Annotated in this window: 21 protein-coding genes, 2 tRNA genes and 1 pseudogene; 13 read left to right on the forward strand and 11 right to left on the reverse strand. The window is 60.4% G+C overall.

Features of this window, described 5'->3' with window-relative positions; translation table 11 throughout:
• Window positions 1–202 precede the first annotated feature (202 nt).
• Window positions 203–856 (reverse strand): TetR/AcrR family transcriptional regulator, encoded by a 654-nt coding sequence (locus tag NA29_RS14135; protein WP_039399003.1) that lies wholly within the window; start codon window positions 854–856, stop codon window positions 203–205.
• Window positions 857–1,020: 164 nt separating this feature from the next.
• Between NA29_RS14135 and NA29_RS14140 the strand changes: the two genes are divergently transcribed.
• The 4 genes from NA29_RS14140 to NA29_RS14155 all read left to right on the forward strand — a co-directional run bounded on the left by NA29_RS14140 (window position 1,021) and on the right by NA29_RS14155 (window position 6,542).
• Window positions 1,021–1,923 (forward strand): SDR family NAD(P)-dependent oxidoreductase, encoded by a 903-nt coding sequence (locus NA29_RS14140; RefSeq protein WP_039399004.1) that lies wholly within the window; start codon window positions 1,021–1,023, stop codon window positions 1,921–1,923.
• Between the two features lie 25 nt (window positions 1,924–1,948).
• Window positions 1,949–3,502: a flavin-containing monooxygenase gene (locus NA29_RS14145; RefSeq protein WP_039399005.1), complete on the forward strand. Its 1,554-nt coding sequence runs from the start codon at window positions 1,949–1,951 to the stop codon at window positions 3,500–3,502.
• A 90-nt stretch (window positions 3,503–3,592) separates the two neighbouring features.
• Window positions 3,593–4,612 (forward strand): alpha/beta fold hydrolase, encoded by a 1,020-nt coding sequence (locus NA29_RS14150; RefSeq protein WP_052252935.1) that lies wholly within the window; start codon window positions 3,593–3,595, stop codon window positions 4,610–4,612.
• A 175-nt stretch (window positions 4,613–4,787) separates the two neighbouring features.
• Window positions 4,788–6,542: an MBL fold metallo-hydrolase gene (locus NA29_RS14155; RefSeq protein ID WP_052252936.1), complete on the forward strand. Its 1,755-nt coding sequence runs from the start codon at window positions 4,788–4,790 to the stop codon at window positions 6,540–6,542.
• A 14-nt stretch (window positions 6,543–6,556) separates the two neighbouring features.
• Here NA29_RS14155 and NA29_RS14160 read toward each other — a convergent pair whose 3' ends face one another.
• The 5 genes from NA29_RS14160 to NA29_RS14180 form a co-directional block, all read right to left on the reverse strand.
• Window positions 6,557–6,805 carry a hypothetical protein gene (locus NA29_RS14160; protein ID WP_039399007.1) on the reverse strand — a complete coding sequence of 83 codons (249 nt, stop codon included), beginning with the start codon at window positions 6,803–6,805 and terminating at the stop codon, window positions 6,557–6,559.
• 82 nt (window positions 6,806–6,887) lie between these two features.
• Complete coding sequence (locus NA29_RS14165; protein ID WP_039399009.1) at window positions 6,888–7,142, reverse strand: DUF1488 family protein; 255 nt, start codon at window positions 7,140–7,142, stop codon at window positions 6,888–6,890.
• A 402-nt stretch (window positions 7,143–7,544) separates the two neighbouring features.
• Window positions 7,545–9,371 carry an eCIS core domain-containing protein gene (locus NA29_RS25505; protein ID WP_084103764.1) on the reverse strand — a complete coding sequence of 609 codons (1,827 nt, stop codon included), beginning with the start codon at window positions 9,369–9,371 and terminating at the stop codon, window positions 7,545–7,547.
• A gap of 353 nt (window positions 9,372–9,724) precedes the next feature.
• Window positions 9,725–10,189 carry a GNAT family N-acetyltransferase gene (locus tag NA29_RS14175; protein WP_039399011.1) on the reverse strand — a complete coding sequence of 155 codons (465 nt, stop codon included), beginning with the start codon at window positions 10,187–10,189 and terminating at the stop codon, window positions 9,725–9,727.
• 431 nt (window positions 10,190–10,620) lie between these two features.
• On the reverse strand, window positions 10,621–12,147 hold the full coding sequence (locus NA29_RS14180) for a DUF1254 domain-containing protein (protein WP_039399012.1): 1,527 nt from the start codon (window positions 12,145–12,147) through the stop codon (window positions 10,621–10,623).
• A gap of 289 nt (window positions 12,148–12,436) precedes the next feature.
• Between NA29_RS14180 and NA29_RS14185 the strand changes: the two genes are divergently transcribed.
• The 3 genes and pseudogenes from NA29_RS14185 (at window position 12,437) to NA29_RS14190 (ending at window position 15,153) form a co-directional block, all read left to right on the forward strand.
• A complete protein-coding gene (locus tag NA29_RS14185; RefSeq protein WP_095178454.1) occupies window positions 12,437–13,990 on the forward strand; it encodes a DUF1254 domain-containing protein in 1,554 nt (517 codons plus the stop codon).
• Window positions 13,991–14,078: 88 nt separating this feature from the next.
• Window positions 14,079–14,207: pseudogene (locus NA29_RS25510) on the forward strand (transposase); the annotation flags it as partial.
• A 733-nt stretch (window positions 14,208–14,940) separates the two neighbouring features.
• A complete protein-coding gene (locus tag NA29_RS14190; protein ID WP_039399016.1) occupies window positions 14,941–15,153 on the forward strand; it encodes a cold-shock protein in 213 nt (70 codons plus the stop codon).
• 1,093 nt (window positions 15,154–16,246) lie between these two features.
• Here the strand turns inward: NA29_RS14190 and NA29_RS26580 are convergent.
• Window positions 16,247–16,384: a hypothetical protein gene (locus NA29_RS26580; RefSeq protein WP_150777938.1), complete on the reverse strand. Its 138-nt coding sequence runs from the start codon at window positions 16,382–16,384 to the stop codon at window positions 16,247–16,249.
• On the opposite strand from NA29_RS26580, the gene NA29_RS26340 reads away from it, so the two are divergent.
• The gene (locus NA29_RS26340) at window positions 16,370–16,720 is read left to right on the forward strand and encodes a hypothetical protein (RefSeq protein ID WP_039399019.1); all 351 of its coding nucleotides are present in this window, start codon (window positions 16,370–16,372) and stop codon (window positions 16,718–16,720) included. The genes NA29_RS26580 and NA29_RS26340 overlap by 15 nt on opposite strands.
• A gap of 297 nt (window positions 16,721–17,017) precedes the next feature.
• On the opposite strand, the gene NA29_RS14205 is transcribed toward NA29_RS26340, so the two are convergent.
• Together NA29_RS14205 and dusA are read right to left on the reverse strand one after the other, a co-directional pair.
• Window positions 17,018–17,093: transfer RNA gene (locus NA29_RS14205), tRNA-His, on the reverse strand.
• Between the two features lie 188 nt (window positions 17,094–17,281).
• Window positions 17,282–18,295, reverse strand: coding sequence for a tRNA dihydrouridine(20/20a) synthase DusA (gene dusA / locus NA29_RS14210; RefSeq protein WP_039399021.1), 1,014 nt, complete (start codon window positions 18,293–18,295; stop codon window positions 17,282–17,284).
• Window positions 18,296–18,563: 268 nt separating this feature from the next.
• On the opposite strand from dusA, the gene NA29_RS14215 reads away from it, so the two are divergent.
• Window positions 18,564–19,448, forward strand: coding sequence for an EamA family transporter (locus NA29_RS14215; RefSeq protein ID WP_039399023.1), 885 nt, complete (start codon window positions 18,564–18,566; stop codon window positions 19,446–19,448).
• On the opposite strand, the gene NA29_RS14220 is transcribed toward NA29_RS14215, so the two are convergent.
• Together NA29_RS14220 and NA29_RS14225 are read right to left on the reverse strand one after the other, a co-directional pair.
• On the reverse strand, window positions 19,417–19,911 hold the full coding sequence (locus NA29_RS14220; RefSeq protein ID WP_052252937.1) for a GNAT family N-acetyltransferase: 495 nt from the start codon (window positions 19,909–19,911) through the stop codon (window positions 19,417–19,419). The two genes, NA29_RS14215 and NA29_RS14220, sit on opposite strands and share 32 nt — an antisense overlap.
• A 168-nt stretch (window positions 19,912–20,079) precedes the next feature.
• Window positions 20,080–20,156, reverse strand: a tRNA-Met gene (locus NA29_RS14225).
• A 211-nt stretch (window positions 20,157–20,367) separates the two neighbouring features.
• Between NA29_RS14225 and NA29_RS14230 the strand changes: the two genes are divergently transcribed.
• From NA29_RS14230 to NA29_RS14245, 4 genes are all read left to right on the forward strand, one after another.
• Window positions 20,368–20,982 carry an NUDIX hydrolase gene (locus NA29_RS14230; RefSeq protein ID WP_224787027.1) on the forward strand — a complete coding sequence of 205 codons (615 nt, stop codon included), beginning with the start codon at window positions 20,368–20,370 and terminating at the stop codon, window positions 20,980–20,982.
• 77 nt (window positions 20,983–21,059) lie between these two features.
• Window positions 21,060–21,824: a leucyl/phenylalanyl-tRNA--protein transferase gene (gene aat / locus NA29_RS14235; protein ID WP_039399025.1), complete on the forward strand. Its 765-nt coding sequence runs from the start codon at window positions 21,060–21,062 to the stop codon at window positions 21,822–21,824.
• On the forward strand, window positions 21,821–22,609 hold the full coding sequence (locus NA29_RS14240) for an arginyltransferase (protein WP_039399027.1): 789 nt from the start codon (window positions 21,821–21,823) through the stop codon (window positions 22,607–22,609). The genes aat and NA29_RS14240 overlap by 4 nt, the downstream gene beginning before the upstream one ends.
• A 163-nt stretch (window positions 22,610–22,772) precedes the next feature.
• On the forward strand, window positions 22,773–23,801 hold the full coding sequence (locus NA29_RS14245; RefSeq protein ID WP_039399029.1) for a quinone-dependent dihydroorotate dehydrogenase: 1,029 nt from the start codon (window positions 22,773–22,775) through the stop codon (window positions 23,799–23,801).
• Window positions 23,802–23,832: the final 31 nt, after the last annotated feature.

Genomic DNA, 23,832 nt, shown 5'->3' on the forward strand with positions numbered 1-23,832 from the left:
GAGAGTGAGAAATTAGGGTGGACGACGGGGACGGCGAGTCCTCAGCCGCTTCATAGCTGCTTCACAGCCGTCGTACGCGAAAGCCGTATTGTAGCGAGCCATGCCGTCGCTGCGGCACCTCGCGGCATCGATGGCCGCCTTGCGCGTCGGTCACAGCTGAGCGTCGCGCGACACGTTCACCGGGTCAGCCAGATCGGGCAAATCACATCAGCGCGCCTCGCAGCACGCGACGGCAGCTCGCCACCATGCACGCCTGCGTGTCCTGATAGCCCATGAGGACCCACGCCGTTCCCGCGTTGGTCATTGCGCCCACTAGCGCCAGCCCGACGATTCGGGCCTGTGCCTGCGCGTCGTCATCGGTCGGCGGTGGCGTCTCGGCCATGGCGAGGATCAGTTTCGCGAATTCGAAGATGTAGCCCTGATAGGTCAGGTCCGTCTCCGGGCTCACGCCCATCACTTCAAGCAGCAACACGCGGGCCGCAAGCGGCTGACGCAGGAACGCGAAGAAGGCGTTCAGCCCAGCGTCGAGCCGCGCGTCGAGCGTCGGTGCACTGTCGGAGATGGCAGTCTGCAACCGTTCGAGCAGCGTCTGCGCGTGATGCGCGTACGTCACTCGCAGCAGATGCTCCATGTTGTCGAATGCTGCATAAAAGTACCGGTCGTTGAGCTTGGCCAGACCGCACACGGCGCGCACGGTGGCGCGGCGAAAGCCGACAGTGCCGAACACCTCGGTGGCGGCGGCGATCAGCGCAGTGCGACGCGCCTGCTCCCGCTGCGCATGCGCCACACCGCCATAGCGCCGCCCGCCCTCCCGGGCCGTCGGTGCGACATCCTTCGATTCGAGTCCTTGTTCCATTGCGATATTTGACAACACCTTAACGGAAAACTAAAGTGGTGACACGCAACACCAAATTTGCGTAACCTCATTATAGGCAACGCGAGCGCCGCCGCAAGACGACTTAAGCACCATAAGAGGCGACGCGCGTCAGGCGCCCTCAGGGGAAACAGGGAGACGGCACGATGAAGACGTTCACGGACAAGGTAGCGGCCATCACGGGTGCGGGATCGGGCATGGGACGATCGCTCGCCCTGGAACTGGCGCGCCGGGGCGCGCACCTCGCGCTATCCGACATCGACGAGGCCAGCGTCACGCACACGGCCATCGCCTGTCGTGCGCTCGGCGCGCGCGTGACGTCGCAACGCCTCGACGTCGCCGATCGCGACGCCGTTTTTGCGTGGGCGCGCGACACCGCCGCCGCACACGGCAAGATCAACCTCGTGTTCAACAATGCGGGCGTGTCGTTGTCCGTGCCGGTTGCGACCGCGCGTCTTGAAGACATCGAGTGGCTGATGAACATCAACTTCTGGGGTGTGGTGCACGGCACACAGGCGTTCCTCCCCTACCTCACCGCTTCCGGTGACGGTCATATCGTCAATACATCGAGTCTCTTCGGCATCATCGCCATGCCGACGCAATCGGCCTACAACGCCAGCAAGTTCGCCGTGCGCGGTTTTACCGAAGCGCTGCGTATGGAACTGGAACTGGCGGGCTCCCCCGTGTCGTGCACATGCGTGCATCCGGGGGGCGTTGCCACCAATATCGTGACGGCATCGCGCATCGACGACAGCATTGCCGCGTTCACCGGCATCGACGCGCAAACGCATCGCCGCCGCGCCAACAAGCTCATCGACGTGACGAGCGCCGACGCGGCCGCGCGCCAGATGCTCGCGGGGGTCGAGCGCAATGCGCGGCGCGTACTCGTAGGCCCCGACGCGCGCCGCGTCGACAAGCTTGCCCGCCTGCTCGGCGCAAGCTACCAGGCAATGGTCGTCTGGTTCTACCGGCGCTCGGCCATGTCGGGCAAACGGTCTGCGGACGCCGCAAACGCGCGCACCGCCGCGACCGATTCATCCACGAACTGAAGATTTCCGGCCGGAGGATTTCGTCATGACGGCAAATACAAACGTGTCCGATATTGCGAGCGCGTCCCGCACACGCAGGGATCTGGACGTCATCATTGTGGGCGCAGGACTCTCGGGCATCGCCGCCGCGCACTATCTGCGCGAGCGCTGTCCCGGTACTCGCTTCGCGATGCTCGAAGCCCGTCAGTCGTTGGGCGGCACGTGGGATCTGTTCCGGTACCCCGGCGTGCGCTCCGACTCCGACATGTACACGCTCGGCTTCAGCTTCCGTCCGTGGGCGAGCGATCAGGCCATCGCCGACGGCGGCAAGATTCTCGACTATCTCAAGGAGACGGCCCACGCCGAAGGTCTCGATGAGGTGATCCGTTACGGACACAAGGTGAGCGAAGCGCGCTGGGACTCCGGCATCGCCCGATGGACGCTCGACGTCGAGCGCACGTACGAGGACGGTCGTTGCGACACGGAGACGCTTACGTGCCGCTTCCTCTTCATGTGCAGCGGCTACTACGCCTACGACGCCGGCCACGCCCCCACCTGGCCCGGCATGGAGACGTTCGGCGGCACCGTGGTCCACCCGCAGCATTGGCCCGCCGATCTCGACTATCGTGACAAGCGCGTCGTCGTCATCGGCAGCGGCGCGACGGCCGTCACCCTGCTGCCGAGCCTGGCGACCCGTGCGTCGCACGTCACGATGTTGCAGCGCTCGCCGAGCTACATCCTGTCCATGCCGCAGCGCGACGGCGTCGCCGAACGTCTGCGCAAATGGCTACCTGCAGGGGTCGCGCACCGGCTCGTGCGCACGAAGAACGTACTGATCACACTCGGCTTCTACAATGCAGCGCGACGCTGGCCGAACGCCATCCGCCGCGTATTGATCAAGCGCGCGGCACAACAAGCGCAGGGGCATGCGGACGTCGAGCGCGATCTGACCCCTCGCTACAACCCGTGGGATCAACGGCTGTGCCTCGCACCGAATGGCGACATCTTCAAGGCGTTGCGCAGCGGGCGCGCCGAGATCGTCACCGACGAGATCGCGGCATTCACGCCTGCCGGCCTCACGCTCAAAAGCGGCAAGACGCTCGACGCCGACATCGTGGTGACGGCCACCGGCCTGCGCGTGCAACTGATGGGCGGTGCGCAACTGCGGGTCGACGGCCAGCCCGTGACGCTCGCCGACACGGTCGCCTACAAGGGGATGATGTACAGCGGCGTACCGAATCTTGCGTCGATCTTCGGCTATACGAACGCCTCTTGGACACTTAAGGCGGAGCTGATCGCGCAGTACGTCTGCCGTCTGATCAACCATATGAATGCGCATAACGCCGATACGTGCGTGCCCTATCTGCGTGACGGCGAACACGGCGAGTTGCCCGCTATCGGTCTGACGTCAGGGTACATTCAACGCGCCGCCGGCGTGCTGCCCCGGCAAGGCGGACGCAAGCCTTGGGTGTTCTATCAGAACTATCTGCGCGACTTGCGTTTGATGCGCTGGGGGAGCGTCGACGACGGGGCCATGCATTTCGAGCGTCGCGCAACGTTGCGACGTGCCGTCGCATCGTCGGACCTCGCAACACCTTGATAGGATGCGTTCTTGATGCGTTCTTGACGCCTTCGACTCGCACGTCGCACGTTCTACGCCCCCTCTTTGCCTGCTCTTCGGTCCGACATCATGCTCATCGTCTACTTGCTCGCCTGCCTCGTCATCGCCTTCGCCGCGGTGGTGCTCGTGCTGATGCGTTTTACGCGTCGCGTCGCCAGACGCGCCGAAGCGGCCGTGCCACCGGACGGACAGTTTCTCGATATTGACGGCGAACGACTGCATTACGTCGATTTCGGACACGGCCCCGCCATCGTGTTCATTCACGGGCTCTCGGGGCAATTGCGCAACTTCGCATATTTGCCGCTGGCCGCGCTGGCGCGCACGCATCGCGTGGTGCTCGTCGACCGCCCCGGCTCCGGCTATTCCACACGTGGGCCGCAACACGACGCCGCTATCGCATGGCAGGCGAACGTCGTTGCGCGACTGATCGACACGCTGGCGCTGGAGCGTCCGCTGGTGGTCGGGCATTCGCTGGGCGGTGCGGTATCGCTGGCGCTCGCGCTCGACCATCCGCAACGCGTAGGCGCGCTCGCGCTGATCGCGCCGCTGACGCAACCGGTGTCCGAAGTGCCTGCGGCCTTCCGTGCACTCGCCATTCGGCGTGCCTGGTGGCGTCGCTGGGTTGGACGCACGCTCGCCGTGCCGGTCGGCATGATGACGGGACGCGCGACGCTCACGTATGTCTTCGGCCCTGAAGACGCGCCCAAAGACTTCCTCATTCGCGGCGGCGGCGTGCTGGGCTATCGCCCCGGCAACTTCGAAGCAAGCAGCGTCGACATACTCGCAGCAGAGCGGGACATGCCCGGGCTGGCGGCGAGATACGCCGACCTGGCGGTGCCCGTCGATGTGCTTTACGGCCGCAGCGACCGCGTTCTCGACTACCGTCAGCACGGCGAAACCCTGCCGGTGGCGAGCCCATGTGCGCAACTCACGCTCATCGACGGAGGCCACATGCTCCCCGTCACGCAGCCCGAGTTGACCGCCCAATGGCTGAGTGAGGTCGCTGCGCGCATGCCGTCTGCACAGAACTATCGCCCTCGTCACGATGTGACGATGGTGTCGACCCACGCCGCAAACGATGCCGCCTGATCGTCGCGAAAAGCATCGCGATCCCCGTCCCGCCGTCCCGCCGTCCCGATTTCGCCTGTTCGGTGACGTAACGCACAGCACGCCGCAAGTTGGGGATCGCCCCGCCTGCGGCGTCTTGAATCCGATGGCACACTAGGGACTTTCCGATATCGCGCGCCCCCAGTGCGCACGTCTCATGGCAGATCGTCCCGACGCGCAATCGCCTACGCCTGACGGCCAGCATTCCTCGCTTTCCCAGCCGCCCTCACGGCACTCGCCAGCGTCCTTGCGGATGGCGGCGAGTCTCGTCGTATTACGCGAACGCCCGAGTGGTCTGGAAGTGCTGCTGTTACGGCGTGCCGTGCGGGCCGGTGACTTCAGCTCCGACGCTTACGTCTTTCCCGGCGGCGTCGTCGATGCGGCCGATCGACAAGGACATGCAGTGTGCATCGGGATGGACGACGCCACGGCGAGCGAACGTCTCCAACTGACCGATCATGGCCTCGACTACTACGTCGCGGCCGTGCGCGAATGCTTCGAGGAAACGGGGGTGTTGTTCGCGGTCGATGCTACGGGTGTGCCCATCGGCGCCTCCGCGCTCGACGACATGCGCGCGCAACGTAACGCGCTGCACGACGGCAAGATCGATATTGCATCGTTGTGCCATGCGTCCAACGTTCGGCTAGCGCCCGACCATCTGCATTATCTGAGTCACTGGGTCACGCCGCTCGCGCTGCCGAAGCGTTTCGACACGCGCTTCTTTCTGGCGATGCTCCCCGAGGGTCAATCCGTCGAAGTCGATCAGATCGAGACCGCGGCGCACCGTTGGATGCGTCCGCACTATGCACTGACGCATGCGGACCAACTGCGTCTGTTGCCGCCCACGCGCAAACTGCTCCAGTGGCTCGAAAGCATGGGGACTGCCGAGCGGGCGATGGCGACGGCGTCGACGCTGGCCGCGCGGCACGAAATCCCGCGTATCCAGCCGCGACTCGCCAACGGCAAACGCGGCCGCTGGCCCGTCACGCCGGACGAGCCAGCGTGGGCCGAACTGACACTGACCGATCCACAGGAGCAAGGCATCGGCAGCTACGACATCGTGCCGGGGAACGTCGTGACGCTCATGCCTGGTGTGCTTCGCGTCACCGCATCGAATCCGGGGATGATGACCGGCCCCGGCACCAACACCTATCTGATTGGCGGAGGGCCGCAGAACGAATGGGCGGTTATCGACCCCGGCCCCGACGATCCCGCGCACACCGACACGATCCTGCGTGCAACGCCGGGCGTCATCCGACAGATTTTCGTCACGCACACGCATCGCGATCATTCGCCCGGTGCCCTGTTGTTAAAGGTAAGGACCGGTGCAGTGACGTATGGCATGCAAGCGCGTCACGACGAGGGGCAAGACACGGCATTCGTACCGGACATTGCCCTCTGCGACGACGACGAAGTGACGCTGCCGGATGGACGCACGCTGCGCGCCATCCACACACCGGGGCATGCGGCGAACCATCTGTGTTATTCGCTTGACGACGCAAAGCTGGTCTTCACCGGCGATCACGTGATGCAAGGCTCGACGGTGGTCATCAACCCGCCGGATGGCCATATGGCGACCTATCTGGAGTCGCTGGAAAAGCTGGCGGCGTCAGCGCCACAGTGGCTCGCGCCGGGGCATGGCTTCGTGATAGATCGTCCTGCGCAGCGCATCGCGCGGCTGGTGGCACATCGGCTTGCGCGGGAAGCGAGCACGCTGGCGGCGCTCGCGGACGTCGGTCCCGCGAGCATCGACATGCTCACGCCGGTGGTCTATGCGGACGTGCCAGCAACGCGGCACGGTGTCGCGCGACGTTCGCTGCGCGCGCATCTGGATAAGCTCGCAGAAGACGGGCGCGCCGTCGTCTCGGCGGACGGGATATGGCGCTTGCGTGGCGAGACGGAGGCGGGCTGAAGGCGCGCAAAAGGTCACGCGTCCCCGTCACCCAGCAGTTCGTCGACGATGCGCTCTCCGGCCTTGCGTCCGGCCATTTCGGCGTCGAGCCGGTTGTCGCGATGACCGTCGGGAGAGCGCACTTCCGGCCCTTCCGGCTTGTCGTGCCGCAGCACTTGCACCAAATAGTCCCACGGTCCGGCGTACTCGTTCTGAAACGCTTGAACGCGGATTCGATAGCCTGCGCGATAGTCGTAGACCTGCTCATGCGATGCGTAGCTCATGAAGGACTCCGTGGTTCCGGTTAGCGGGATGCCGCCTGTCTGGCGGCAAGGCACTGCAACGTCCGGTTTGAATCTCAAACGCTCATTGCTTGCCGACTTCGATTGGCTCGACGTTGGCCCCCTGTGCAATCGCCCTGGCGGCAAGGTCGACGATTTCGTCTTCGAAGTCGACGAACTGATCGAACAGCGCTTCGCCCCCGGCATCGACGCCTGACAGGCGATTGAGCGCCACTCGACCGATCTGGCACGTCCAGACCTTGCCGTCGACATGCACATTGAAACGCACGGACTCGCCGTCACTCCCCAAGCCGAGGCCACCGTGCAAAAAAGTACTCATTGCTGTCTCCACGCTGTCCTGAAAGTCGAAAAACGCCCCGCATTGCCAAAAATCGTAGCACGTTCGAATTTCATAGGGGACATCATAGCGTTACGCAAAGCGCACATTTCGGATCATTCGGGGCATAAAAAAAGCCCGCCTGAGGGAGGCGGGCTTCAAAACCGGGACGCATGGGGCACCATGAGCACCGGGAAGACAGGGTCATGAAAACATGACGAGTTCATTATGGACCGCCCTGTGCGGCCCGGCGTACCCCATCGAGCGGGGAATTAGATGTAGATCAAACTTTGGCAGCACCATAAAACGAATAACTGTCAATTATCGACGGGACACTCGGGAATAATGGGAACTTGCACGCCTGCCAGCGCGCCGTCGCCTACGGCCTTAACGTCCCTAACGACCTTATGCGCCGCCCGGTTGCGCCTGCGGCTTAAGCGCTCTTAAATCAGTTGGCGTCATGGCGTACGCGAGGGTGTCACTTTGCGGCGCAATCGATTTGATATCGATCTTCACTTCGTATCGCTTCGCCGGCTTGGGAGGTGCGGCCGCCGCCAGGAATTCGCTATCGACGTCGGCTTGAAAAAATAGCGTACTGTCGGCCTGAGACCAATCCTCATAGTCCGTTTCGTGGTCCTCGACGAGATCGAGTGATTTTGAAAAGTTGAACGTCTTTTTGAGGAGCGATGTCAGTTCGGTCTGAAGTAAGGTCCGCCCCGCTGCGCTATCGAGATAGGTGAAAGGGTCCTGCTTCCAGAAGGTATTGACGGCCTGAATGTCCCACGCGAATGTCGGGAGATAGTGGCGCTTGAAAATATGACTCCATGTCTCGGACGGCACGCTCGCCGTCACCATGACGGGGACGTTGACCAGTGTCGGTCTCGCCCCGACCCGCGTCATGGATTTGACGATGAAGGTGAACTCGAGGTCGGCCCAGTCGTCCTGCTCCTCCACATCATCCTGCCCGATGTCCGCCGCCTCGTCACTTTCGCGGGTGAGCCATGTGGCGCCCCGCTTCTTCACCCAACTTCCGTCGAATTGGTACCAATGCTCCTTCGTATAAGACGAAATGGGTGCGGCATTGAGCTTGACCATTTGCGCGGTGGCCTCTTTCAGCAGCGCGACCAGATGATCTTCCACGCCTGAATCGTGATGCGTCGCTTTTTTTGAGTCAGCCACTTTCGTTGGCAGAAAATCGTGCACCACAAGCTGATTGATCTGACGTATCGCGTCGTCGAGCTTGCGCATCTCCAGCGAGAATGCCGTCTCTTGAACTGTCGCGCCCTTCCCACTCATTTCCGGATCGAAGAAGTTTTTTGCACCTTGCACCTGATTTGCCCGTCCCGGAACAATGTTCTCGGGAATGTTGATCAGGTGTTGCTCACTAAGTACCACGTGCGCTCCGGCGGTCTTGTTCGCCTCCGTTCTGAACGCAGCAAGCGCCGCTCCCAAGTCCGCCCAACGACTGCTCCCGTCCATTGTCATTGGCGCCAGTGTCTTGATTAGCGTTTCACTGAACGTCCGCCAACTTTCTTGCGACACCATGTGGTCGAGCTGTACGTCGTCCTTCTCGATGACTTGCGCCCCCCTGCGTGCGTCGTTCACCGCATCGGGGAAGTTGCCTTGCAGCACGCGGGCCCCGCTGGTGACTTCCCTGAGCGTAGACGATGGCGCTTGCCCCTGCCCCATCGCCAGCGCCCCCATGAGATCTGCTTCACGTTCGAGGGCGGGATCGTCGTTAATCTGCGTGGCGTGCAATTGCATTGTCGGCTGAACACGACCCTGCGCCTGTTGCACGATGTGCCAGGCCTCGTGCGGGAGATGCTGTTCTTGCCCGGGGGCCAGGTGGATGTCGGTGCCTTGCGCGTAAGCATGCGCATCGAGTTGCGCTGGCTGCGATGAGTTGTAGTGCACCTTCACCGCATCCATCGACATGCCGCTGAGGCTTTCGATGCCCGACTTTAGCCCGTCGGGAATACCTGTGTTGTTCGGCCTCGCCTCGCGCTGGGCGGCGGAATCGGCAGATGTGCCGCCCGCCGTCAGCCCCTGAAGCGACTTCAGTTGCACGGCACGGGGACTGTGACGAGCGATCGTCTGGAGTTGACGCAGCGCCGCCGTCGAAGGCCGGTTATCTGTCAACGGTGCGTCGGTCGCCTGCGCTTCATCGCGCCCTTGGCTCGCCGCTTGCGTCCGATGTTCTTCGTCCTTGCCCGAATCCGAATACGTTCTCATGAGTTCGCACTCTCAGGATTTCCGCGGTCAAACTACAAACAATTGTGAAGTACGACGCACTATCGACGCGATGGCCGATCGTGAAAACCATGGAGCGCTTGACGTGATTCATTCCCCGCCTTCGCCGCCTTTTGTGATTCTGATTGGCTGCGCGATATGCCGCGCAGACGGCAGCATAGCAGAGTTACTTGTACGTCCCTTCACTCGAAAACACGGTCAGGGAATCTCTCGGTGTGCTGCAAGATTCATGTCCAAACAGACGCGTCTCGAGCCGCCTGGGCTGGATTTGATGCGCCCGCATCGGGGGCCATCATCCCGACGGACGAGACGCCCCGAATTCCACCCGCGTAACTTCAAAGGTTCTTGCGGTACATCACAAACCCGGGCTTCTCGGCGACATCGTCGTAGAGCCGCATGGCGGTCAGGTTCGTTTCGTGTGTGTGCCAGTACACCCGCGGCGAATTGGATGCCTTCGCGTGTGCATAGACGGCCTCGATCAGCGCGCGCCCCACGCCCTGACCGCGCGCCGCTTCGATGGTAAAGAGATCCTGCAAATAGCAGATCGGCCCGTCCATCGTCGTGCTGCGGTGATAAAGGAAGTGCACGAGACCGAGCATATGTTCACCACGTTTGGCGATGATCGCGTGCATGGGCTCATACCCGTCGAAGAAGCGTGACCAGGTCGTGCGCGTGATGTGTTCCGGGAGAGCGGTTGCGTCGAAGCGCCCGTAGAAACGGTTGTAGCCGTCCCACAGCGGTCGCCATGCATCGAAATCTTCCGGTGTGACGGCGCGGACTTCAAGCGTCGAATCGGTCATGCGTTATCTCCATTTGTCGGCTGATTCAAACCGCCAAGCGTAAGCGACACATGGTTCGCGTGTTAGTCCCAGGCAAACCAAAAACTGTGGGGCCAAGAGTTGGGAGAGCGTATGCGTGGTGGCGACCGATGCGATGAACTCCACGCGCGCGGGACCCGCGACGACGCACAAACACGTGAGCGTCGCTCGAGCAGAGCGCATGTCGACTAGCGACTGAGCAGGAAAACGTTGTTTCTTGGGGAGGATTTCCCGGAGCGGGAAAATGAGGCGCGTCTAATGCCGAGAACTACAACGGCTTTGGTGATGAAGGCGTGCACGTGCGCGGGGCCACGTGCACGCCTTCGTCCAGCACATTGCACGTGTCCCGTCGGTCATTCGAAGGCCTGCCGTGGTGACGGCGTAGTCTCGCTTAAACCGGCTTCGCTCTCGCGTTAGTTAGTTTTAACGATGTCGTCAGGCTTCCACGTCTGATCGAAGAATGCCTTTTGCGGAGAATAGAGCCGGAAGATCACGAAGTATCCCTTGCCGGGTACGGTGCGCAACCAGTTCTTCTCCTTGCCTGCAGGTGCCATTGGCCCGAAGTAGAGATCGAGAGATCCGTCGGCATTCTGTAGCGGCTTATCCATCTGGTTAAGCGATGGGAACGATTGCCCGTTGGCGAGCCCCGAAGCAGTGGTCCCGTCATATACCGTAGCCGACCAGAAGTTCTTCGCCGGAATATTCGGCGGCAGATGCAAAGTGTAAGTATTGCCCCCGTCAAGGAAGTTGCCGTCTTTGTCGCGAAAAGTCACCGGGTACTTGGCGCCCATATCAACGAGATTGACGACCATACCCGGACTTGCCGAGTAGGCACTGGTATAGAAGCCGGTGCGCTGTTCGAGGTTCGTGAACATGCCGCCCGCCTGGAAAGAGGTGTTTTCACCGGCAAACACGTTGATCCACTGACGATCGGGGTAATACTTGCTTCCGGGCTCGTTTGGAACCATGTCCACCATGACGACCTTGCTCATCTTGAACGCGGTTTGAGCTGCCTGGTCGAGCAAGGTACGTCGCTCTGGCGTCGGGTTGAACGGCTTGCCTTTCTCAATACCGATCGTGTGGAGAAAGCCTCGCATATCCAGATCACTCGGATCGACGTATTCGCTTTCGATCAGACGCGACAACATGCCGAAATACGCACCATCTCTCGGGAAAAGCATATTCGCCGGAGTCTGGTTTGCGTCAGGGAATTGCATTGGCTTCGCGCTGCTCTTCTTTCCGAGCGGATAGATGCGCGTCGAGGCGATCTCCGCGTTCGGCTTGGAGAGGTCTTTCGGGTCGGAGAAGAAAGCGCGCCAGAAAAGGAACACGTTGTATGTGCGCGAGCGATAGACAAACGATCCTTTGGGCACATCTTTCGGCTCCCCCTTGAAATCGGGAGGAAGCAGCACATAGATGCCCCCTTTCCCTTTATCGGGTCCGGCAAAGCCGACATCCCCCGTCCACGTATGACTGTTGAGCGTCGGGCCGACTAATGGGCGCTGAAAAAAATCGTCGAAAATGCCTTGCACGCCAGCGGGTACTTCAACGACGAGCGGACCATCTTTATGCAGGTCGAGATACCCCATGGCGTAAACAACGTCGGAATTCGGTGTCGTCACCTGAGTGGTTGCCTTGATGCGCTCCTTCCACACCGGAAGCACGTTGTAGCCCGCCCCAAAAGTCTTCTCCGAGCCTTCCTTCATCGCCCACATATTCACCGCGGGCAGCGACCAGAGATATGTCTGGGTCGCGCGCTGAAAAATCAGTTCATCCTGAAGCGTGCGCGAAGTGCTCGCGCTCGGATAATCCCTTTCGAATGGCAAGTCTGCCAGAGACTGATACCGCGAATTAGACGTTTGCGCATGGCCCGCCGTCGCCAGACAGAGCATGATTGCTGTGATTGCAATTTGAGTGTGCGTGCTTCTTAGCGGCTTCATGAACGTGGCTCCGGAGTGCGAAAGTGAAAACTTTCCTATGACGCTCGACTACCGCCAGCCGTCCGGGTGGTGGCATGACAGAGAGCAGCAGCTTGTCTGTGGGGAATTTAGCGAGCCGTTGGCAAACATGGAAGACGTTTGCCCAAAATTGCACCAAAGGGCAGATGCATTGCCCCAACTCCCTATCGCTACGGAGAAACGCGCCGTTGATACTGCAAATTGTCTTGATTTGTGTTCAGAGCGCACATACCGCGACAGGCGGGAACCACAGTGATATTGCGAGGGTGATATGGCGGATCGTGAAGGCGTTAATCTGGCCCGTAGACTAGTGACAGTACTGGGTGGCATCGCTCCGGTCGTGTACGCATCCACCTTTGCGGGTGTGCGCGACGCAAGCGCAGCTACGCAGGCGAAGCGTACGGAGACGGACGCAACTGAGTCCGCAAGGACTGGTCCGTCCGCCGCGACGCAAGTTCAGCCGCCCAAAGGCATCGACATGCACGCGGGATATGCGCAGGTCGTCGCACGGTTGGCGTATGTCTGGGGCTGGCCGATGGTCAACATGTTGAACCGCTTCGCACGCATTACCCAGGCCCCGCATCCCGGATTACTCAACGGTGTACTTCCGGCCGCGCCACGTGGGCAGATCGCCATGCTGCACGACTACATCGATCCGGCCGAGACGTTCGTTACCTGTCCAAATCAGGATGTGGTGTACGGTCTGGGATTCTTTTCGCTTGATGAAGAGCCGGTGGTGATTCAGGTGCCGGATTTCGGCACTCGCTTCTGGGTCTATGCACTGTATGACGCCCGTACGAATCAGTTCGGACACGTCGGCAAGCCGTACAAATCGCGCCGTGGATTCTACTTACTGGCAGGACCGAACTGGAAAGGAAAAACGCCGACAGGCATCACCGAAGTCGTGCGCTGCCCTACGGCGCTTGCCAACGCGATTCCGCGAGTCTTCATGAACGACACCGAAGAGGACCGCAAGGCGATTCAATCCGTGATCAATCAGGTCGTCGCTTATCCGCTGACGCAATTCGACGGAAAAATGAAAACTATTGCGTGGCGCGACGCCCCTGACATCACGCCGCCAACTCAGGCGAATGCAGAGAAAGCGGAAGCTGGAGAGACAAAATGGGTGATCCCGGAAAAGTTCTTCGATCAGTTCGATCAGGTCCTGAGTACTGTGCCGCCTCTGCCGGGAGAGGAAGCGATGTATGCCCAATTCCGGTCATTGATGGAAGTCGCTGGGCGCGATGCTGAAATCAAGAAAACGATCGTGCAGACTGCCATCGATACGGAGCGCGATGCTATCGATCCGTTTTTCCAATGGCGCCATAACGGTGTGCCGGCAGGCAATGGTTGGAATCGCTCAAAGAACAACGCGCAGAGCGGATTCGACTACTTCGATCGCACAGGCACGGCCAAGTCGAACATGTTCGACAATCGCCCCGAGGAAACACAGTATTTCTACACCGACGTTGACGCCTCGGGCGCGCAATTGGTCGGTGGCAGCACCTACGAGATCGTTTTTGCAAAGGGAGAGGAGCCGCCAGTCAATGGCTTCTGGTCACTCACGCTTTATAACGACAAGCACCTGTTCCATCCCAACGATCTGAAGCGGTATTCGCTTGGAACAAAGAACACCACGCTCAAGCGAAATCAGGACGGCTCGCTGTCGCTATACGCTGGCATTAAGTCTCCAGGCGCGGATAAAGCGGCGAATTGGCTACCGGCTCCCGGCGGGAAATTCTCTTTGTACATCCGTGCGTACTGGGGCAAGTCGCCGATTCTCGACGGCTCGTGGAAGCCGCCCCGAATCAACAAAGTTGGTTGAGGTAGCTTGACCCGCCCCCCAGAAAACAGTGCCGCTGAAAGATAGAAAATCCGACATGATTTTGACCGTTTGAAACGCAAGACACGCCATGAAGACGAGCAAGTTCACGCAAACACAGATCGCGTTTGCCTTGGAGCAGGCGGAGCTGGGTGCGAAGGTCGAAGAGGTGTGTGCCGTAAGCTGGGAATCAGCGAAGCTGACATTCTGCAACTGGAAGTGAATCCGTCGATCGACCGCTGCAGGAAGGAAATGCGAAATCTCGCCACTGCTCTGTGATCCCGCCTACGGACCGTTGAACGCCGGTCTTTATCGCGGCATAGGGGTTAATCCACACCACACAAACACTGTATGCAAATACAGTATTTGTGCTGATTTGCCTCCCGCATTAGCGCCACGAGGGAGGCGACCATGCGAGATCCACACACAGCACGATTCATCGTCATCCCTTTCCGCAAAGGGGGCGGCGGTGATCTGCTGCGCATCGAAGTGTGGCCAGTCGGGAGGTGAACGTGCGTCGCGCAGTCGAAGAACGGGTCTTTCGCAGGCGCGAAGCCGAGCACATGGAGTTGGGTCTGCACGGCATCGAAATCTCGTGTGTGGCAATTCACCAAGCCCGGGAAGAATAGATGGGCGCGACAAAACTCATCGCGCTTGAATGCTTTCTGGGGGGATTTCGGGGAAGTAAGGTGCCGCAGGGATTGTTACCGCAAATGCGAGGCGAGTCAGCGCGATGAGGGCACAGCGACACCGTTACACGAATTGCATTGTGATCAGTGCATAACCCGCGTATAAGTGGAGTATCGAACATCAAGTCTGACTTTTATCGATCCAGCGTCGATCACAGCGATCTTTGCGAGACACTTCCGATCTCTGAATTTCTTGTTTGTCCGCCACTGGCGACCAGTCACGCATCCCGTGATGACAGTTCGTCGGGAAAACCAGGGGTTCACATGAGCACCGGAATTGTTAAGTGGTTCAACGACAGCAAAGGTTTCGGCTTCATCAAGCCGGATGATGGCAGCGAAGATCTGTTCGCGCACTTCTCGGAAATCCAGCCTCAAGGGCGCACGGAATTTCGATCTCTCCAGGAAAATCAGCACGTCTCGTACGACGTCACGCGTGGCCCAAAGGGCTTGCAGGCCTCAAACATCAAGCCCGCGTAACTTCTTCCTTTGCTTTCCCGAATCATCGTGCACGCGCGCGATGATGTGGGTCCGCTCGACCTGCCGGAGGAAATATGTCCCAAGTCACATCGTCATACAGGGGCTTTCGCTTAGTAACGTTGGTGTTTCACGACCCCGCCGGAGATCCCTCTGGGAAGAAGCACGAAAGGTTGCTCGCCGTTTCTGTACGCGTAACCCCGGACGATTCAGATGATCGCGTTCCGTCACCGGAATCGCGCGTATTTCGGCTTGAAAGTGTTCTGTTTGATTCAATCGGTGACGCGCGGCGTGCCGGTGATAAATTTGGGCGCACGTTGGTCGATCAATTAATCGACCAGACGACGGCGCACGCATCATGATGTTCGCCGCCCCCAACTGGTTCCTATACGCCGAATACACTCCTCCAGACAGGACGAGGTTCTGCTCAGTCCTCGCCATTGGCCGCGCAATAGCGATGAGCCGGCGAACCGTAGCCACACGATTTGCGCAACACGGTCGCATAGGCAAGTGGTTCCGTGAGCGGTCCTTGGAAAAGCAATATCAGCCCAACTGAGTTTCGAGTCTAAGCGAAACACCGGGCCCCCTAAAACTCTTATAGGAGCATGAAATGCTCGCCCTTTCAGTGAAGGCCATAACGGCCGCGCTACAACACATCACCGAGAAAAACCCTAAACAGCCGTCCGAGGCAGTCATTAACGCCTTGTTGGCTAGAGAACTGATCCATCGAGTTGGCAGACACTTCGAACCCACCCAGTTTGGCCGAGCGTATTGTCGGCATGCGAATACACTCAGGCCGTCGTGGTAACGCCTGAGCACCAGGTCATTGCGACACTGGCTGTTAGTGCGCCGTGCACAACGGTTGGGGGCGATTCAATGCATGGTCGCCATGTTGAATATCGTCAATGCGGCCCTATTCCGAGAAGGAATGGCAAAGAGAATAGCTGCGGACATCAGCCAACGTGGGGTGTATCGCACGTAGTCTGCATTTGCGCTATTTGAGTCTTACCCGCTATGCCGGTAGAAACAGAGTGTTCATCGACTTCCGTTGATCGACTGCAAAAGTGCCTGGAGACGGTCCCGGCATTTTCTGCGTTCAGGAATGCGTTTCTGAGCGCTCCCCACGCGGCCAAATACTCCCCTTAGATGTGAACGGGACAGCTTGTTTGGCTATGTAGTCGTCATCAGTCATCCATTGGATCGCTATGACGATGTAGTCATGGGCCCGTTGCAACGTATCGGTGGTCTGCTTTTCGCGGGCCGGGAGTCACAGCCGCAAGCCGATCGGCCCAACATCGACATCATCGGCGCATCACCCTCGCGGATCCGTCGTACCGTCAGGAATGATGTCGTCCACGTCAGCTATGCGGACCGTGAAAAGGCTGGTCAGCAGTGCAGTGGTGAGATCATTACCGGTTACGAGCGCAGCCCCATCGAGTACCTAGTCAACTCTGGGTACTCGATTGGGCTGGGTTCAACGTGGCGGGACGCGATGTACACGTACGTCAGCACACGCGACTCGACTATCGCGGTGGAATATCAAACGAACAAGGGTTGGGAAGCCGCATAGCGGCAAAAGAGAACGGCGGAAGGCGATTTCGAAATCACGCGCACGCTGCACGATGCTTATCTCGCGCAGCAACACCTCCGCCCCGCTTCAATTTCCGCGAAGCTGGTCAGCCGCGCCAAAGACGCATACGATTTTGCTGAGCACGCTAACCCTGCGACAACACATAAGCACTATGATCGTCGTCGAGTAGAACGGGCGTCGGCTACCGAATGAGCGGGAAAATTTGATTTTCTGCGGGGAAATTTCCCGGAACGGGAAAATGAGGTGCGTCTAACGCTGAGAACTACAAGGGAATTTTGGGGTGACCGATGGGACTCGAACCCACGACGACTGGAATCACAATCCAGGACTCTACCAACTGAGCTACGGCCACCGCCGTGATCAGCGCTTTGACTTGCTCGCTGAACAGAAACAAGATTATAGCGACGTTTTTATCGCGTTGCCAACTCTTTTTTCATTTCTTCGAAATATTTCTTCTCTCACGTGCACGATCGATGCGCGACATCGTCATCTCACGCGGCGAACGCTCGTCGCCGAACGTCGCCTCTTACACATTGCATGTCACGCGGCAACGATCGATTGCACTTCGTCACGTTCGGAGAATGCGCCTGCACGCAGTTGGGCGCGCGCCTCTTCGAACGCACTCACGCCAGCCTTCAAACGCTTCGGGTCCGACAGCACGCGACGCCATCCGCGCGCGCCCGGCACGCCACGATATAGGCCCAGCGCATGACGCGTGATCGCGCCGAGATACTGCCCCTTCTCCACTTGCGACGCCGCGTATTCGATCAACGCATCTTCCACTTCCTCACGCGACTTCACCGGTGACGCATCGCCATAAAAGCGCGCGTCGACCTCAGCAAGTACATAGGGGTTGTGATAGGCCTCGCGACCCAGCATTACGCCATCGACGTGCTGCAAGTGCAGCTCGACTTCATCGAGTGTTTTGACGCCACCGTTGATCAGAATTTCAAGCTGCGGGAACACTTGCTTGAGACGGTAGGCATAGTCGTACTTCAGCGGGGGAATCTCACGATTTTCTTTCGGACTCAGGCCCTTAAGAATCGCGTTGCGCGCGTGGACGATGAACGTGGAGCATCCGGCTTCCGCGATCTTGCCCACGAAGTCCTCGACGAACGAGAAGGACTCGACGTCATCGATGCCAATGCGATGCTTGACTGTCACCGGCACCTGCACCACGTCGCGCATCGCCTTCACACAATCCGCGACCAACGTCGGTTCAGCCATCAGACACGCACCGAATGCGCCGCGCTGTACGCGTTCCGACGGGCAACCGCAATTCAGGTTGATCTCGTCGTACCCCCACTGCTCGCCCAATTTCGCCGCGCGAGCCAGATCCTGCGGTTCACTCCCGCCCAGTTGCAACGCGACGGGATGCTCCACAGCATCGAAATCGAGATGACGCGCAACGTCGCCATACAACAGGGCACCGGTCGTCACCATCTCGGTATACAGCCACGTGTGACGCGAAAGCTGACGATGAAAGACGCGACAGTGCTTATCCGTCCAATCCATCATCGGTGCGACGCTGACGCGGCGGGGAGGCAAGTTCATGCAAATTCCTTAGATACGGCAAAAACGCCGCCTCGCGCGCGTCAAACATCCTTTGCGCGACTGAGACGGAGTCTCTTAATAAGCAAAACCCAAAGTATACGTCATGACCTCATCGTCCGCCGGGACCGCAGGCACCGAGGACGCACGGCCATCGCCCCACCAGCAAGCCTTCCGACAGGTTTTTCCGCAGGACAGGTCGACGCACCGGGAGTACACTTTCGCCTTCCGTCGATAACAAATTAACTATTCGGCAACAGGAGACGCCAACATGGCACCGAAGGACCTCTTGCAGGCACTGATCGTCGTACTCGCCTGGGGCGTGAACTTCGTTGTCATCAAAGTCGGCCTGCATGGCGTTCCGCCCATGCTGCTGGGTGCACTCCGATTTTTGCTTGCCGCGTTTCCCGCGATCTTCTTCGTCAAACGCCCGCAAGTGTCGCTCGGATGGCTGATCGCCTACGGCGCCACCATCTCATTCGGTCAGTTCGCCCTTCTGTTTACTGCGATGTACGTCGGCATGCCCGCCGGACTCGCGTCGCTCGTGTTGCAAGCGCAGGCCTTCTTCACGCTCGGACTCGCGGCGATTTGCCTCGGCGAACGTTTCCGCGCACAGAACGTCATCGGCCTGTTGATTGCTGCGGCAGGGCTCGCCGTCATCGGCATGCAGGGCGGCGGCGCCATGACACTCGTCGGTTTCGTGCTGACGTTGTGCGCCTCGCTCAGTTGGGCCACCGGCAACATCGTCACGAAGAAAATCGGCAAGGTCGATCTCGTCGGACTCGTCGTCTGGGCCAGCCTGATTCCGCCGATTCCGTTCGCCCTGCTCTCTTACTGGTTCGAAGGTCCGCAGCAGATCGCGCAATCGCTCGAGCACATCTCGGCGTCGTCGATCTTCGCAATCGCCTACCTAGCCTTCATCGCCACACTCGTCGGCTACTCGCTGTGGGGCCGCCTCATGACCCGCTACCCCGCCAGCCAGGTCGCACCGTTCTCGCTGCTGGTGCCAATCATCGGACTGGCGTCGGCAGCATTGCTGCTGGACGAACAATTGACGACGTCGCAAATCGCCGGCGCCGTGCTCGTCATGACAGGCCTCGTGGTGAACGTCTTCGGCGCGAAGATCAAACAGCGTCTGCTGCCGGCGTCGCAGTAGGTGCAGTCGGCGCAACGGGTTCTGCCGTTGCAAGCCGCATGTGAAGAATCGGGAACGGACGCCCCTGACCATCGAGCTCAGAGCGCCCCGTCACCTCGAAGCCCTCGCGACGATAGAACGCCAGCGCCTGCGGATTCTGTTCGTTGACGTCGACATCGACACAGTCCAACTCACGCACGGCATACGCGAGCAAAGTCGCACCGATCCCCTGCCGACGCGCCTCGGGGGCGACGAACAGCATCTCCACATTGCCCGGCGACACCCCGAGAAAACCGCGAATAACGCCGTCATCATCACGAAACACGCGCAACGTCACCGCGCCGAGATACTCGTTGCGAATGCGCGGACGCAACCACGCAATATCCTCGTCGCCTAGGAAATCGTGCGTGGCACGCACAGACGCCTCCCAAAGTTCGGTGATGGCGTCGAATTCGTTTTCATGGGGAGTGAAGATGCCAGACATGGAGACCCGTGGTTGGATTTCGTTAGTGTGACCGTCCGAACTGCGCCGCTTTGCCAATTTGCCAACAATGATCCCTAGCGCAATCGAGGGGCCAATCGCGCACATCACGCAAAGCAGAAGCCGAAACGCAAAAAGCCTGATTTCTTGTGGAAATCAGGCTTTCGAATTTGGTTGCGGGGACAGGATTTGAACCTGTGACCTTCGGGTTATGAGCCCGACGAGCTGCCAGACTGCTCCACCCCGCGTCTGAAGAATTAGATTATATGACAATTGCCATCGCAGTGCAACATAACGCGCCGAATATTTTTCCTGTAATGCGTTCGCCCGTCCCGCGCGCATCGTTGCAATCGGCCCTACATCGCCAATACCGGGGTTATCCCGGCACCCGGTGTGCGTCGCCGCACAGCGCGCGTCGCCGGTGATACACTCGCAGCAACCATGAACCGACGTCCTCCCATCCAATTCTGTTCCGCCTGCGGCCATACGGTCGAGTTGCGCATTCCGCCCGGTGACAACCGCGAGCGGCACGTGTGCACTAATTGCGGCACCATCCACTATCAGAACCCGCGCAACGTGCTCGGCACGGTGCCTGTCTGGGGCGATCAGGTGTTGCTGTGCAAGCGCGCCATCGAGCCACGCCTCGGATACTGGACGCTGCCCGCCGGCTTCATGGAAATCGGAGAGACGACGTCGCAAGCCGCCGCACGCGAAACGCTGGAAGAAGCCGGCGCCGTCGTCGAAGTCGGTGCGCTGTTCTCGCTGCTCAACGTGCCGCACGTCAATCAGGTGCACATCTTCTATCTGGCTCAGATGCGCGAGCCGCAATTTGCCGCCGGCGAAGAAAGCCTGGAAGTCGCTCTCTTCTCGGAAGACGAAATCCCGTGGGACGACATCGCATTTCCAACCGTCGCCAAAACGCTGCGCTTCTTCTTCGAAGATCGTCGCGCGGGTGCCTTCGGTGTGCACGTCGAGGCTTCGTCAGACGCCGCCATCCCAGGCGCGCCGGTCCCCTCGCTGCCCGTGCACACGGCGCACACCGAGGACATTCTCACGCCGATGCTGCGTGTCTGAACGCACCGTCGCCCGCTTCGTCGACATCTGCGTGCGTCCTGTGATGTCGACGAGAACCCCGCTAGGTTGACGTCGTCATGGTCGTCTGGCTAGAAGCAAACGATCCCTTCCCTTCCGTAGACGAAGCGCTCGACGCATCGAGCGACGCGCCGGGATTACTCGCGGCCGGGCTCGACCTCTCACCACAACGCCTGCTTGCCGCGTATCGGCAAGGCATCTTCCCGTGGTATTCGCAAGGCCAACCGGTACTCTGGTGGAGCCCCGATCCGCGTATGGTGCTGCGACCCGAGAACTTCGTCGTTAGTCACAACTTTCGAAAATTGCTGCGCCGCGTGCTGCGTGACGATGCCTGGGAAATTCGCCTTGACGTCGACTTCCCCGCCGTCATGCAGGCGTGCGCCCAAGCGCCACGTCGCGGTCAGGACGGCACGTGGATCACCCCCGCCATCGTCAACGCCTACCGCGCGCTGCACGACGCCGGACTCGCGCACAGCGTAGAGACGTACTACGAAGGCGAGCGCGTCGGCGGCCTCTATGGTGTCGCGCTCGGGCGCATGTTCTATGGCGAATCGATGTTTGCCAAACGCACCGATGCGTCGAAAATCGCGCTGGCCGCGCTCGTCTCGTTTGCACGCAAACACGCAATAGAGGTGATAGACTGCCAGCAAAGTACCGCGCACCTGGCGTCACTTGGCGGTGGTGAAATCCCCCGCCAGGCCTTTCTGGCGCATGTGCAAAAGGCGGTCGTGGCCCCCGCGCCGGTCTGGCGTCTGGACAAACAGATGCTCAGCGCACTGGCCTACGGTAACGCAGCAGACAAGGCTCACGAGGTTTCGCAGTGACCCATCCGAACGAACTGCCGCTCTCCCCGCTGTCCGCCCTTCAGTTCTACGCAACGGCGCCGTATCCCTGCAGCTATCTCGACAATCACACCGCACGCTCGCAGGTCGCCACCCCAAGCCATCTGATCAATTCGGACGTCTATAGCGAACTCGTGCGCTCCGGCTTTCGTCGCAGTGGCGTGTTCACGTACCGCCCGTACTGCGACGGCTGCCGCGCCTGCGTTCCCGTGCGTGTGCCGATCGCCCGCTTCGCCCCCAACCGTACGCAACGTCGTATCTGGAAGCGCCACGCGGCACTTGCCGTCAACGTCTCCTGCCTGCACTACACCGAAGAACACTACCAGCTCTACATGCGCTACCAGTCGCGACGCCACGCGGGTGGCGGCATGGATCACGACAGCCGCGAGCAGTACGAGCAGTTCCTGCTGCAAAGCCGCGTGAATTCGCGTCTGGTGGAATTTCGCGAGCCGCCGGGGCATCAGGGGGCGGGCACGCTGCGCATGATCAGCATGGTCGACATCCTGAGCGACGGCCTGTCGTCGGTCTACACGTTCTTCGATCCGGATGTCGAAGGGGCGTCCTACGGCACGTACAACATCCTGTGGCAGATCGAACAGGCGCGCGCGCTCGGACTACCTCACGTCTACCTCGGCTACTGGATTCAGCAGAGCCGCAAAATGGTCTACAAGGCAAATTTCCGCCCACTCCAAGGCCTGCTCGAGGGGCAATGGCAAGACATGCCCGAGGCTATGCTCGACGCAGCCGGTCAGTCGCCAGGTCAATAGTCCGCCCACCTGTCGCACGGGTCGCATCGCGTCAGTGCGCATCGCGCTCATCCGCCCTCCGCACCTACGCAAAACAGGGGTACGCAGAGCGTAGAAAAAGACGCGCTCCGCACCCGGGATACCGGTAAAATGGCGACTTTCCGATTCTGCCGAACCCGACATCGTGCTTGCGCCTCTCTACCCTCTGGCCCGTCGCGCCCTGTTCTGCCTTGACGCCGAACAAGCCCACCATCTGACGCTGGCTACGCTGCGCGGCGCCGCCTCGCTCGGCCTGGCCGGCCTCGTCGGTCAGACGCTCCCCGAATCGCCGCGCACGGTCATGGGTATCCGCTTCCCGAACCCCGTCGGCCTCGCGGCCGGTCTCGACAAGGACGGCAGTTGCATCGACGGCCTCGCCGCTCTCGGCTTCGGTTTCGTTGAAGTGGGCACGGTGACGCCGCGTCCGCAGGCGGGCAATCCGAAGCCGCGCATCTTCCGTCTGCCGCAAGCCGAAGCCATCATCAACCGCATGGGCTTCAACAACGGTGGCGTCGAGCAATTCCTGCAGAACGTGCAGTCCGCGCGCTACAAGGGGCCGCTGGGCCTGAACATCGGCAAGAACGCCGATACGCCCATCGAGCGCGCCGTCGACGACTATCTGATCTGCCTCGAGAAGGTTTATCCGTACGCCACCTATGTGGCGGTGAACATCTCGTCGCCGAACACCAAGAACCTGCGCCAGCTGCAAGGCGGCGACGAACTCGACGCGCTGCTCGGCAAGCTCAAGGACAAGCAGCGCGCGCTGTCCGACCGTCACGGCAAGTATGTGCCTATCGCCTTGAAGATCGCACCAGATCTCGACGACGAGCAGATCAAAGTGATCGCCGGAACGCTCACGCGCCACGGTTTCGACGGCGTGATCGCAACGAATACCACGCTCTCGCGCGAGGCCGTCGCCGGTCTGCCGTACGCCAACGAGACGGGCGGGTTGTCGGGACGCCCGGTATTCGACGCGTCCAATCGCGTCATCCGCGCGCTCGCCGCCGAGCTGGGCGGCGCACTGCCGATTATCGGTGTCGGCGGCATCCTGTCGGGTGCGGACGCGCAAGCGAAGCTCGATGCCGGTGCCAGTCTGGTTCAGGTGTACAGTGGCCTGATTTACCGCGGCCCCGAGCTGGTGCGAGAATGCGTGCAAGCGCTGCGTACGGTCTGACCGACCGAACGCCAGCGTCCCCCCTTCATTT

The organism is Pandoraea sputorum, assembly GCF_000814845.2.
Classification (GTDB): Bacteria; Pseudomonadota; Gammaproteobacteria; order Burkholderiales; family Burkholderiaceae; genus Pandoraea; species Pandoraea sputorum.

Bases quoted from the DNA above. Each gene is read 5' to 3' on its own strand.
- NA29_RS14135 (WP_039399003.1), bottom strand. From the start codon at position 856: ATGGAACAAGGACTCGAATCGAAGGATGTCGCACCGACGGCCCGGGAG.
- NA29_RS14140 (WP_039399004.1), top strand. From the start codon at position 1,021: ATGAAGACGTTCACGGACAAGGTAGCGGCCATCACGGGTGCGGGATCG.
- NA29_RS14145 (WP_039399005.1), top strand. From the start codon at position 1,949: ATGACGGCAAATACAAACGTGTCCGATATTGCGAGCGCGTCCCGCACA.
- NA29_RS14150 (WP_052252935.1), top strand. From the start codon at position 3,593: ATGCTCATCGTCTACTTGCTCGCCTGCCTCGTCATCGCCTTCGCCGCG.
- NA29_RS14155 (WP_052252936.1), top strand. From the start codon at position 4,788: ATGGCAGATCGTCCCGACGCGCAATCGCCTACGCCTGACGGCCAGCAT.
- NA29_RS14160 (WP_039399007.1), bottom strand. From the start codon at position 6,805: ATGAGCTACGCATCGCATGAGCAGGTCTACGACTATCGCGCAGGCTAT.
- NA29_RS14165 (WP_039399009.1), bottom strand. From the start codon at position 7,142: ATGAGTACTTTTTTGCACGGTGGCCTCGGCTTGGGGAGTGACGGCGAG.
- NA29_RS25505 (WP_084103764.1), bottom strand. From the start codon at position 9,371: ATGAGAACGTATTCGGATTCGGGCAAGGACGAAGAACATCGGACGCAA.
- NA29_RS14175 (WP_039399011.1), bottom strand. From the start codon at position 10,189: ATGACCGATTCGACGCTTGAAGTCCGCGCCGTCACACCGGAAGATTTC.
- NA29_RS14180 (WP_039399012.1), bottom strand. From the start codon at position 12,147: ATGAAGCCGCTAAGAAGCACGCACACTCAAATTGCAATCACAGCAATC.
- NA29_RS14185 (WP_095178454.1), top strand. From the start codon at position 12,437: ATGGCGGATCGTGAAGGCGTTAATCTGGCCCGTAGACTAGTGACAGTA.
- NA29_RS14190 (WP_039399016.1), top strand. From the start codon at position 14,941: ATGAGCACCGGAATTGTTAAGTGGTTCAACGACAGCAAAGGTTTCGGC.
- NA29_RS26340 (WP_039399019.1), top strand. From the start codon at position 16,370: ATGGGCCCGTTGCAACGTATCGGTGGTCTGCTTTTCGCGGGCCGGGAG.
- dusA (WP_039399021.1), bottom strand. From the start codon at position 18,295: ATGAACTTGCCTCCCCGCCGCGTCAGCGTCGCACCGATGATGGATTGG.
- NA29_RS14215 (WP_039399023.1), top strand. From the start codon at position 18,564: ATGGCACCGAAGGACCTCTTGCAGGCACTGATCGTCGTACTCGCCTGG.
- NA29_RS14220 (WP_052252937.1), bottom strand. From the start codon at position 19,911: ATGTCTGGCATCTTCACTCCCCATGAAAACGAATTCGACGCCATCACC.
- aat (WP_039399025.1), top strand. From the start codon at position 21,060: ATGGTCGTCTGGCTAGAAGCAAACGATCCCTTCCCTTCCGTAGACGAA.